General features: G+C 66.0%; 11 protein-coding genes. 7 read left to right on the top strand and 4 right to left on the bottom strand.

Features of this window, described 5'->3' with window-relative positions:
• Window positions 1-41: 41 nt before the first annotated feature.
• Window positions 42-899 (bottom strand): helix-turn-helix transcriptional regulator, encoded by an 858-nt coding sequence (locus ACQPZ2_RS10290; protein WP_433525330.1) that lies wholly within the window; start codon window positions 897-899, stop codon window positions 42-44.
• A gap of 130 nt (window positions 900-1,029) precedes the next feature.
• Here ACQPZ2_RS10290 and ACQPZ2_RS10285 point away from each other — a divergent pair, with 130 nt between their 5' ends.
• Both ACQPZ2_RS10285 and hisN read left to right on the top strand, forming a co-directional pair.
• Window positions 1,030-1,617, top strand: a complete 588-nt coding sequence (locus ACQPZ2_RS10285) for an NADPH-dependent FMN reductase (RefSeq protein ID WP_433525329.1) — start codon at window positions 1,030-1,032, stop codon at window positions 1,615-1,617.
• A gap of 112 nt (window positions 1,618-1,729) precedes the next feature.
• Window positions 1,730-2,512 (top strand): histidinol-phosphatase, encoded by a 783-nt coding sequence (gene hisN, locus ACQPZ2_RS10280; RefSeq protein WP_433525328.1) that lies wholly within the window; start codon window positions 1,730-1,732, stop codon window positions 2,510-2,512.
• A gap of 15 nt (window positions 2,513-2,527) precedes the next feature.
• Here hisN and ACQPZ2_RS10275 read toward each other — a convergent pair whose 3' ends face one another.
• Together ACQPZ2_RS10275 and ACQPZ2_RS10270 are read right to left on the bottom strand one after the other, a co-directional pair.
• Window positions 2,528-3,493, bottom strand: a complete 966-nt coding sequence (locus ACQPZ2_RS10275; RefSeq protein WP_433525327.1) for an SMP-30/gluconolactonase/LRE family protein — start codon at window positions 3,491-3,493, stop codon at window positions 2,528-2,530.
• 274 nt (window positions 3,494-3,767) lie between these two features.
• On the bottom strand, window positions 3,768-5,291 hold the full coding sequence (locus ACQPZ2_RS10270) for a glycosyltransferase family 39 protein (RefSeq protein ID WP_433525326.1): 1,524 nt from the start codon (window positions 5,289-5,291) through the stop codon (window positions 3,768-3,770).
• Between the two features lie 129 nt (window positions 5,292-5,420).
• Between ACQPZ2_RS10270 and ACQPZ2_RS10265 the strand changes: the two genes are divergently transcribed.
• Entirely contained in the window at window positions 5,421-6,815 is a 1,395-nt protein-coding gene (locus ACQPZ2_RS10265; protein ID WP_433525325.1) for an acyl-CoA dehydrogenase family protein, read from the top strand.
• A 33-nt stretch (window positions 6,816-6,848) separates the two neighbouring features.
• A complete protein-coding gene (locus ACQPZ2_RS10260; protein WP_063041402.1) occupies window positions 6,849-8,069 on the top strand; it encodes an acyl-CoA dehydrogenase family protein in 1,221 nt (406 codons plus the stop codon).
• Between the two features lie 118 nt (window positions 8,070-8,187).
• Here ACQPZ2_RS10260 and ACQPZ2_RS10255 read toward each other — a convergent pair whose 3' ends face one another.
• Window positions 8,188-9,417, bottom strand: a complete 1,230-nt coding sequence (locus ACQPZ2_RS10255) for a cytochrome P450 (RefSeq protein ID WP_433525324.1) — start codon at window positions 9,415-9,417, stop codon at window positions 8,188-8,190.
• A gap of 261 nt (window positions 9,418-9,678) precedes the next feature.
• On the opposite strand from ACQPZ2_RS10255, the gene ACQPZ2_RS10250 reads away from it, so the two are divergent.
• The 3 genes from ACQPZ2_RS10250 (at window position 9,679) to ACQPZ2_RS10240 (ending at window position 11,262) form a co-directional block, all read left to right on the top strand.
• Entirely contained in the window at window positions 9,679-9,825 is a 147-nt protein-coding gene (locus ACQPZ2_RS10250) for a hypothetical protein (protein WP_433527731.1), read from the top strand.
• 202 nt (window positions 9,826-10,027) lie between these two features.
• The gene (locus ACQPZ2_RS10245; protein WP_433525323.1) at window positions 10,028-10,654 is read left to right on the top strand and encodes a hypothetical protein; all 627 of its coding nucleotides are present in this window, start codon (window positions 10,028-10,030) and stop codon (window positions 10,652-10,654) included.
• A 98-nt stretch (window positions 10,655-10,752) separates the two neighbouring features.
• Entirely contained in the window at window positions 10,753-11,262 is a 510-nt protein-coding gene (locus tag ACQPZ2_RS10240; protein WP_433525322.1) for an ArsR/SmtB family transcription factor, read from the top strand.
• Window positions 11,263-11,323 lie beyond the last annotated feature (61 nt).

The following is an 11,323-nucleotide window of genomic DNA, read 5'->3' as shown; positions in this document are numbered from 1 at the left end:
TGAAGACAGCGGAACACGCGGTCGTGTGGGGGTAGCCGTCCTCAGCCGGAGACGGCACGCAGCCCGCCCGGACGGCGACCGGCGAGGGCGTCGAGGGCGGCCGCGGTGGCGTCGTCGGCGGGGAGGTAGACGATGAGCTGCTGGTCGTCGTCGGCGGATAGTTCGAGGGTTTCGTAGGTGAGGCGCAGGTTGCCCGCCTGGGGGTGGGTGAGACGGGTGGTTCCGGTGGCGGCGGCGAGACTGGGGACGGATCCGACGCGGCGGGTGAACTCGGCACCGGCGGCGACGGTCAGTTCGTCGGCAAGGGCGGCGATGTGCGGGTCGCTGCGGAACGGGCCTTGCTTCAGTGCGGCGACCAGTTCGTCGGCGATGTGGTCCCAGTCGGGATAGGCGGTGCGGGCCCGCGGGTCGGTGAAGGCGAACAGGGCGAGATTGGCGCGATGTTCGTGGTCGAGCAGTCCGATCGGCGCCATCAGGCGCTCGAATCCCTCGGTCCAGGCGAGCACCTCGCGCAGTCGGTTGACGACCAGCGCGGGTGCGGGTTCCAGGCGATCGAGGATGGCGCGGACCGCTGGGCGCACCTCGCGCGGCGGCTGCGCACCGCCCATGCAGCTGAAACCCGGATCGGCGCCCTTGGTGAGACGGTGCAGGTGGATGCGTTCGCTCGGCGTCAAGGCGAGAGCGTCGGCGAGTGCGGACAGCACCGGTGGCGAGGGGTGGCGGTCGCGTCCCTGCTCGAGGCGTGTGATGTATTCGACGCTCACACCCGCCAGGGTTGCCAGTTCCGCGCGACGCAGGCCGGGGGTTCGGCGGCGCGGTCCGGTGGGCAGGCCGACCTGAGCCGGGGTCACCGCCTCACGGCGGGTGCGCAGGAAAAGACCCAACTCGTTGTCGCTCACTCCACGACGGTACAAGCGTGGTCGGCGCCGAGGGTGTCCCTGCCACTACCACTCTTCGCGCGGTCTTCCTGGTGGCGATGCCGGGCAGCAGATTGGGACTCGAACAATTTCCTGATCGGAGGAGAACACCATGTCCTTGAAGCTCGCGGTGATCATCGGCAGCGTCCGGGAGGGACGCTTCGCACCGACCGTGGCCGACTGGTTCGTCGAGGAGGCCGCTCGGCACGGACAGTTCGAGATCGACCTGATCGATCTGGCCGAGGCCGATCTGCCATTGGGCCTGCCCGCGGTTCCCCCGGCGATGGACCCCGACCCGGAACGCCCGGCCGGGATGACCGACCTCAGTCGGCGGCTCGGTGCGGCGGACGCATTCGTCATCCTCACTCCGGATTACAACCGCAGCTACCCGGCCGCGCTGAAGGCCGCGATCGACTGGCACTTCACCCAATGGGACAGCAAGGCAATCGGTTTCGTCGGCTACAGCGGTGCGAGCGGCGGCCTGCTCGCCATCGAGCACCTGCGCCAGGTCTTCAACGAACTCAATGCCCACACCGTCCGCAACTACGTCAGCTTCCCTCGCTACTACCTGCTCTTCGATGCCGAAGGCAAACTCGTCGACCCGACCGAACCCGCCGCTGCCGCACAGTCCATGCTCGACCAACTCCACTGGTGGGCAAGTGCCCTCGCCGCCGCCCGCTCCGTCTCCACCGCCGCATAGCGGGCGCCTCGTGGCTGCCTCGCACAAGGTACGTCCTATGCGAGGTGGGCACTGCTTATGCGACAGCGGGGATGCGTCTGGCGGGACGGGGGATGGGCGATAGGGTTCGGGGGTGGCTGATTACTCCTCCGATCTCGAACTTGCGCTCCGATTGGCCGATGCGGCCGATGGGATTACCCGAGCGCGGTTCGGGGCGTTGGATTTGCGGGTCGACGCCAAGCCGGATCTGACACCGGTGTCGGATGCGGATCTGGCGGTGGAGAAGGCGATACGCCAGGTGCTCGGGCAGGAGCGGCCCGGGGATTCGGTGCTCGGTGAGGAGTTCGGCGGTGACGTCGAGTTCAACGGGCGGCAGTGGGTGATCGATCCGATCGATGGCACCAAGAACTTCGTGCGCGGGGTACCGATTTGGGCGACGCTGATCTCGCTGCTCGAGGACGGCGTTCCGGTGGTCGGCGTGGTGAGCGCACCCGCATTGGCGCGACGGTGGTGGGCGGCGGCCGGTTCCGGCGCCTGGGCCTGCGTCGATGCCGATGCGCCGAAACCGATTTCGGTCTCCGCGGTCGGTGAGCTCGGCTCGGCCAGCCTGGCCTTCTCCAGCCTGTCGGGCTGGCGCGAACGCGGTCTGCGCGAGAAGTTCCTCGACCTCACCGACGCGGTATGGCGGGTCCGCGGCTACGGCGACTTCTTCACCTACTGCCTGCTCGCCGAGGGCGCGGTCGATATCGCCACCGAACCCGAAGTCTCCCTGTGGGACCTGGCCGCCCTCGACATCCTCGTCCGCGAAGCAGGCGGCCGCTTCACCTCCCTCGCCGGCGCCCCCGGCCCGCACGGCGGCGACGCCATAGCCACCAATTCCCTACTCCACGACGCTGTTCTTACCCGGTTGAACTGAGTCGCGAGATACTTTCTATCGTCTCGAATCGGCCGGAGTCAGGTCGATGCCCGCGGGCGGACGTAGTCGACGCAAGGTTCCGTCCATGCTCGTGACGAACAGTGCCCACCCGTCACCGTCGCGAGCGATCCGCACGGAGGTCGCGCCGTCCGGCGGGTTGCGCATCGGACCGGGTTTGATCAGGCCGGTGATGATCGTGCAGCCCGCGCCGGTGGCCGGGTCGATCTGGTAGACCGCGCCCTGGATGTGGTCGGCGACGAAGAGCTGACCCGCGCGGGTCGCTTCCATATCGTCGAGCAGCGCAACCAGATCGGGAGCACCGGCGACGACCGTCGCGTTGTCGGGATCGTCGAGCGGGACGCGGAAGACGCGCAGCGTCATATTGTCGGTGTAGATCGACTTCCCGTCGGGGGCAAGCGCCAGCCCATTCGCCCACGGCACGTTGGACCAGGTCTGCGTGTACTCCCCCGTCGACGGCCGATACCGCGAGATGCCGGTCGGTGGCCCATTGATACCGATGGTGGCGAATACGAGGTCGCCGTCGGGCAATTCGAGCAGTCCGTTCGGACCGTTCAGCCCGGTGAGCAGAATCGTCACCGCACCGGTGTCGATGTCATAGCGCCGCAAGGTGCCCGGCGCCTCCGCCACACCGTCGCCGGTGACGAAGTACACGGACCGTCCGACAACCCGTACACCCGCAGGGTGATCCAGACCGGTTACCAGCTTCGCGAACTCGCCTGTGGCATCGATATGGGCAAGGTACCCGTCGACGATTCCGGTGACATAGAAGCCGCCGGCCCCGTCGGTATCGAGATTCTCCAGATTGCCGACCCCGCTGACGATCGTGGAAACATCCCAGCCGTCCGCACAGGACCCCGAGGGCGTCTGCGCCCCGGCCGTTCCTGCGGACACGATGCCCGCGGTAATTGCCGCGGTCAGCAGCGTTGCCCTCAGTCGCCGACTACGCGGCCGTCTTGCCATGCGGCACAACCTAACAGCCGCGCTGGAATGTTGCCCGGGGCGGACCGTCCGCCCCGGGCGACTCGGCTCACGGAACGAACAGTGTGGCAATCATAGTGAGGACCCCGGAGACGAGCTGATCGACAATGCGAGGAACCATGGGCATCTCCTTTCTAGTACTGCGGTATTCGGCCTCGGTGGAAACGCGGCCGAGTGCTGTGGACGGCACCTGTGTAGACAGGCGTCGATCGGTCTTCGTTGCCGCCGGGCTCATGGATGGCTTTATCCGGACCGCTCAGCTCAGATGTTTCGCCGCAGGCCACATTTCGGCCAGCGGTGCTCGCGGTTTGCGGCAGATGAACAGCGGTCGGCCCTGTTCGTCGTTGTCGATGCCGAGACCGTTGTCGATGTGACCGGCGGGTTCGACCTCGGCGAAGTACCCGGTCAGGTGGTCACGATCGAGGCCGACAGTGATCACCGCGGTGGCCGTATCGCTGGGTGGGCCCCACCACCAGTAGGAGTTGTGACCGCTGTGCGGAGTCGGCAATCCGTATTCGCCGCCGAAGCGTTCGATCGCGCCCGCCTCGCCATAGTTGTCGGTAAGGATGGCGACGTCGGGTCCGAGCGGGGCCCGCACCTCGGCGATTCGGCGCACGAATTGCGGCCAGCCGATGGTTTCGCCCGCGTCGTAATTGATCGCGAGGACCGGCGAATCCTTCAGTACCGCCACGGGTAACACCGGCAGGAACAGCACCGCGGAGACGATCGCATTCACCGCGATGACCGAACCCACTGCTGCCCAGCGGGTTCGCCGACGCCCCAGCCAAGCGGCGACCGGTACCGCACCGGCGGCCATAAGAATCGGGTACATCCCGCCCAGGTAGTACGCCTTCCCACCGCTGACCAGGAAAACCACGAAGAGCACCGCATACGCGACCGCAAACGCGCGCCGACGCGGATCTCGCCACAGTCGCCAGAGCCCGAGTGCCCACAGCGGCACCAGCAAGGGGCCCATCAGCCCGAATTGCGAGAGCACGAACATCATCGGCGAATCCGACGTTCCGGAGGATCCGCTCGCGATCGCCCGGCTCATCTCCCACTGTGGCCAACCATTGCGCCACTGCCACAGCAGATATGGCAGCCAGATCAGCACCGCCAACCCGACCGCCATCGGAAAGTACTTGGTGGCGAATATCTTTCGCGGACCGACGAGAACCAGCGCAAGCACCAGCGCCGCCACCGAAAAGATCAGCAGCACCTTGTTCTGCAACCCGATCCCGACAACCAGCCCCACCCCGAGCCACCACCGCGGCCCCAACCCACCGACACCCGCACGCCCAACCGCTTCGGAGCCCGGCCCGATCCGATCGGCACCCCACCGGTCCGCGCCTCGCAGCAGCCCCGACACCAACAGGCAAACCAACACCCACGCCGCCATATCGAACGACGCGGTACTCAGCAGATGACCGATCCCCAGCACCATCGCCGCACTCGCGACGGCAACCGACGCCAACGCCTGCGCCCCACGCCCACCGCCGAGCTCGCGCGCCATCAACCCCGCGGCTACGACAACGAAGGTCGCCGCCGAGATCGACGGAAGCCGTAGTAGCAGTAACGAATCGGCATCGATTGCGGACATCGCGCGGGCCAGTAGCGGAGTCAATGGCGGTTGGTCCGGGTAGCCCCAATCCGGATGCCTGCCCGCCGCCAGAAAGTACAGCTCGTCCCGGTGATAGCCGTAGCGCGTGGCGAATGCGGTGAGTAGTGCGGCGAACAGCACAGCGACGACGGACAACGGTCGTCCGACGACTTTGGGCACTTGTCCAGCCTGACACAGTTCGGCGGCGTATGCTGCACCTCGACGCACTTCTTACTCTGGAGTAAGATAGCCTTACTCAGGAGTAAGATAGCTGGGACCAGACCTCACCCCACCCATCCGAGAAAACAGGTGATGATGAGCACTCGAGACAGCGCAACGAAGCGAAGTCCAGACACGTCCGCGGTCGGCCTGAACCACCCCAAACGGGACTGGATGGGCGCGGCAATGCGGGTGATGACGACCATTACCGGGTCGGAGCTCGCCGAGAAGTACAACCTGCGCAAGCCGATCGAGCGGGTCACCTACGAAGGCACCAAGACCGGTTTCCGCACCCTCGGCGCCGCCACTCGCGCATTCGGCAAGGTCGCCGGTGGCGGTGCGCCGAAACGCTTGGCGGACAACGAGTCCAAGAGCAAAGACTTCTTCGACCTCACCCCGAGCGACGAGCAGCAGATGATCGTCGAGACGGTGAGGGAATTCGCCGCCGAGATCCTGCGCCCGGCCGCCTACGAGGCCGACAACGCCGCCAAGGCCCCGCGCGACCTGCTCGAACGCGCCGCCGAACTCGGCATCACCCTGATCAATGTGCCCGAGGAGTTGGAAGGCGCGGCCGCCGAGCGCGGCGCGGTCACCAACTCGCTGGTCGCCGAGGCACTCGCACACGGTGATATGGGCCTGGCCCTGCCGATTCTCGCGCCGAGCGGTGTCGCGGTCGCCCTGTCCCAGTGGGGTACCGACGCGCAGCAGCAGACCTACCTGCCCGCCTTCACCGGCGAGAATGTGCCGCAGGCCTCGGTCGTGATCAACGAACCGCGCGCGCTGTTCGACCCGTTCGCCCTGCAGACCAAGGCCACCCGCTCCCCCAGCGGCTACCGCCTCAACGGTGTGAAGAGCCTGGTCCCGGCCGCCGGTGATGCCGAGCTATTCATCGTGGCCGCCGAGCTCGACGGCCGTCCCGCCCTGTTCATCGTGCCGTCGGACAGCAAGGGTCTGGTCGTGGAGGCCGATCCGAGCATGGGTCTGCGTGCCGCAGGCCTCGGTCGCCTGCTGCTCAACGACGTCACGGTCGGCACCGACGCCATCCTCGGCGACGGCGATGCCAAGACCCGCGCCGAGGAGTACGCCGACGCGGTGCGCCTGGCCCGCCTCGGCTGGGCTTCGCTGGCCATCGGTACCGGACAGGCCGTGCTCGACTACGTGATTCCGTATGTGAACGAGCGTGAGGCATTCGGCGAGCCGATCTCGCATCGCCAGGCGGTCGCGTTCATGGTCGCGAATATGGCAATCGAACTGGACGGCCTCCGGCTCGTGACCCTGCGGGGTGCGTCACGTGCGGAGCAGGGGCTTTCCTACGCCCGCGAGGCGGCACTGGCCCGCAAGCTCGCTACCGACAAGGGCATGCAGATCGGTCTCGACGGCGTGCAGCTGCTCGGCGGCCACGGCTTCACCAAGGAACACCCGGTCGAGCGCTGGTACCGCGATCTGCGGGCCATCGGCGTCGCCGAGGGTGTCGTGCTCGTCTGACCGGCTGGTTCCTTACTTCCAGGAGACATCACCATGATCAATCTCGAACTTCCCAAGAAGCTGCGGGCCAGCGCCAACCAAGCCCATCAGGTCGCCCAGGAAATCTTCCGGCCGATCTCGCGCAAGTACGACCTCGGTGAACACGACTACCCGGTCGAGCTGGACACCATGGCCGCCATGGTCGAGGGCCTCGCCGACTCCGGCACCCAGAAGATCGGCGGCGCGGCCGGTGGCCGTTCCGACGGGGACGAGCACGCCACCGAGCTGCTCGGAAACACCAACGGCGGCAATATGTCCGCGCTGCTGAACGCGCTGGAGACCTCGTGGGGCGACGTCGGCCTGATGCTGTCGATTCCCTACCAGGGTCTGGGCAATGCGGCCATCGCGGCCGTCGCCACCGATGAACAGCTGAAGCGGTTCGGCAAGGTGTGGGCCTCGATGGCCATCACCGAACCGTCCTTCGGTTCCGATTCGGCCGCCGTCACCACCACCGCCGTACTCGACGGCGACGAGTGGGTGCTCAACGGCGAGAAGATCTTCGTGACCGCGGGTCAGCGCTCCACCCACATCGTGGTGTGGGCCTCGGTCGACCGCAGCCTCGGCCGCGCGGCGATCAAGTCGTTCGTCGTGCCGCGCGACGCTCCCGGACTTTCGGTGGCCCGGCTCGAGCACAAGCTCGGCATCAAGGCCTCCGACACCGCGGTACTGCTGTTGCAGGACTGCCGGATTCCGAAGGACAACATTCTCGGCAGCCCGGAAGTCAACGTGGAGAAGGGTTTTGCCGGGGTCATGCAGACCTTCGACAACACCCGGCCCCTCGTGGCCGCGATGGCGGTCGGTGTCGCGCGGGCGGCGTTGGAGGAGTTGCGCGCCATCCTGAAGGATGCGGGCATCGAGCCGTCCTACGACATCCCGGCCAACAACCAGCCCGCGGCCGCCGCCGAATTCCTGCGGATGGAGGCCGATTACGAGGCCGCGTACCTGCTGTCGCTGCGCGCGGCGTGGATGGCGGACAACAAGAAGCCGAACTCCTTGGAAGCCTCGATGTCCAAGGCGAAGGCGGGCCGCACCGGCACCGACATCACCCTCAAGGCCGTCGAACTCGCGGGCACCATCGGCTACTCCCAGCGCACGCTGCTCGAAAAATGGGGCCGTGACTCGAAAATCCTCGACATCTTCGAAGGCACCCAGCAGATCCAGCAACTCATCGTCGCGCGCCGGGTACTCGGCAAGACCAGCGCCGAACTGAAATAGCAAGTCGCACAACGGAAAACCGGTGTCGATCCATTGACGGGCCGACACCGGTTTCTTGTTCACTGCTTCTTGACCGATACGAAGGAGGGGAAGGAAAGTCCCCAGGAATGCAAAAACGTCACGTTTGCGCTGTCACCACATTCATCAGTGGAGGGGATTTCGGGAAAACAACCGGCAAGGACGTCAAGGATCGGTGGAATGGCCCGGGCCGCCACGTCAATTGGTCGGCGTGCACGGCCAGTTTGATGTCGGGTAGGGCGTCGAGAAGTTGGTCGATGGCATCCTGGGCGATCAAGTAGGCGACGGAGCGGGCTGGGCAGGCGTGCGGACCTGCGCCCCACGCCAGGTGTGAGCGGTTGCCCTTGTACTCGCCGATGTTTACCGCAGGATCATTGTTGCAGCCGGCCATGCTGATGATGACCGGCTGGTGAGCGGGCAGCCAGACGCCGTCGATCAGGCTCGGCTGCCGCGGGTAGCTGGGGCAGTGGTTGGCGAACGGCGGGTCGTTGAACAACACCTCATCGAGAGCGTCGCGGGTTGCCAGGCCGCCGCCCAAGACACCACCGGCGAACCGGTCGTCGGTGAGGATCAGCAGCAGGGTGTTGATGATCAGGTTCTGTTGCGGTTCGATGCCACCGCCGTAGAGGTTGGCTATCTGGTGAACCATCTCCATGTCGTCGAGGTCGGCCGGGTGGTTCAGCATCCGTGTGGTGATGTCGTCGCCGGGCTGGGCGCGTTTGAGGGCAATCAGCTCCACTATCGCCTCACTGAACATTTGCATGCCTTGCTGCGCTTCGACGCCCTCGAAGACCGCCGCCATGCCAGCCGCGACGCGCTGCCCGATCTGCGCCGGACAGCCCAGCATGTCGTTGACGACTGCTGAAGACAGCGGAAATGCGTACTGGCTGATCAGATCCGCCGTACCCGTTTCGCAGAAGGTGTTGATCAGCGATACCGCGATCCGTTCCGCAGTGGTGTGCACGGCGTGCAAGTCGACCCCCGTGAGGCCCGCGGTAACCGCCTGTCGATACCGTGCGTGCTCGGCTCCGGCGCTGTGTACCGAGGTCGGCCGGTATTGCAGCATCGGCAGGACCGGGCAGTCGCTGGGAATGTTCTTCTCCCAGATGCGTGGGTCGGCCGGGAAGCGTTCGGGGTCATTGAGTATCGCGACCGCGTGGTTGTAGCCGATCACCAGCGTCGCGGGAACCCCTGGAGCCAGGTCCACTGGCACCAACGGCCCGTAGCGGTGGCGCATGTCGCGATAGACGCGGTGCGGATCAGAGGAGAACTCCGGGGAGTACAGCGGGACGCGAGGTCCATCAGGGGCGCCGGGTGATGCGTAGGCCACAGACTGGGTCTCTGGCTGGTCGGGGGGCAGTGTGGCGGTCAAGTATGTGACTCCAGACGATGAAGCGGGAACTTCACGAGCGACTCAGTGGCTGTACACAGATGCGCCGCTCGCCGCGCATCGAGCGCAGTGGCCATCAGGGAGGATATACCGACGTTGCTGTTCGCGTGGGCGGCGAAATGGAAGAACGCTCGTAGGCAGCGGCAAGGCGAGCCGCACGAAATGCCTTGGGACAGGACGCACTTCAAAGCATTTTGGCGCATGGCGAGTTCACGGGCGATGGCGACGTTGGCGATCACGGGGCGTTTGCGGTGGGCGGTGAACTGCTCCCACGAAGGCACCCAGCAGATCCAGCAGCTCATCGTGACGCGCCGCATCCTCGGCAAGACCAGCGCCGAGCTGAGGTGACGCCGAACTAGCAAGTGCTACAAGGGAACCGGTGCGACTCGCGCCGGTTTTCTTGTTTCAGCCCGTCCCCGGGGACGACTGCGGTCGGCGCGATCCGCGGCACCCGCCGAAACGGGTGAAGTGACGCACGGTATCTTGCCTGCTGAGAATCAGCGGACGAATTCCATCGAGCAGTACCAAGAACCCCCACAGGAGACTGGTTATGCACAGGCTGGGTTTGATACGTCGCTTCACCGCCGCAGTCGCGGCCACCACCGCACTCGTCGTCGTCTTCGCGGGTCATGCCACTGCCGAGCCGACGACATTCGACTGGAATGTGGCGACGCAGCAATTGCGCAAGGCCGCCAGCGGCAATCCCGCCGCCGAACAGGCTGTGGATCGGCTGCTGGCATCCGGACAGGTCGCCACTCAGGTGGCAGTGCCCGCACAACCTTTCCAGATCCCGGCGCAGTCCGATATCGGACGCGGTGACGGGCCGGGCGTCTACGGGTCCGGCATCGCCCTCGGTTACGACGGGTTGCGGTTCGGATTCTTCGGCGGGCCGGGCACGATCGCACCGGATCAGACCGGGGCCAAGCTCCAGATCCTGTGGATCAATCTGTCCAACGGCCGCAGTGGCACCGAGGTGCTCTCCGAGCACAACGACGCCACGGTCGACACCACGATCCGCACCCGCCCGGTCGACACCGGTGGCGGCGTCATCGTCGGCGCGGTCTACGGCACCCTGTTGCACCGCTGGCCCGTCCCGGTCAGCGACGCCAACCCGGATGGTTTCCAGTACAAACTCGCAACCATCTCGGTCCCGTCCTTCGGATCGATCTACAACTGACCATCCGGCACGCGAGCCCGGCACGTTTCCGTGCCGGGCTCTTGCGTCGCATCAGCTAACCATTGCCAGCGATTACGTAACTCCGTATGTTTGCGCTCGTGAGCGTGGAGGACCGACTAGCGAAGCTCGAACGCCGACTCGCGGCCAAGGACCTCATCAAGGATGGCAGCGGGCAACCGACTGGATCCGCCGCGCAGGGCGGATGGGCGCTGCGGCGGCTTCATGAGGAATTCGCGAATGCGGACCAGCACAATGGCGGGGTGATGTTCGCCGGTTCGGGCGCACTACCCAGTACGGAACAATTCGAATGGCAAGTCCAGTTCAGCACCGATGACATCGTCGGCTACGACTGGGACGATGCCGCCGAATGCCTCGCCGCCCTTGGCAGTCCGGTCCGCCTGCGGATTCTTCGGCAGATCCTTCGGGGCAGCAGAACCGCCGCCGAACTCACAGACCTCGGCGAGGTGGGCAGCTCCGGCGAGATCTACCACCACCTCCGTCAACTGGCAGCGACCGGCTGGCTGCACACCGTGGGCCACGGCCACTTCGAAGTCCCCCCGAATCGGGTCGTCCCGCTGCTCGTCGCGCTGGCTACCGCGCGCAGATGATCAAGACCAGGCGGGAACCTCTTCGGATGTGATGTGGGTCATAGCGCTGATACGGTTGGTG

Origin of the sequence: Nocardia pseudovaccinii, from assembly GCF_050942345.1 — a bacterium.
GTDB classification, from domain to species: Bacteria; Actinomycetota; Actinomycetes; order Mycobacteriales; family Mycobacteriaceae; genus Nocardia; species Nocardia pseudovaccinii.
Note: the sequence above shows the minus strand (reverse complement) of the source record. Positions and strands in the feature narration are given on the sequence as shown.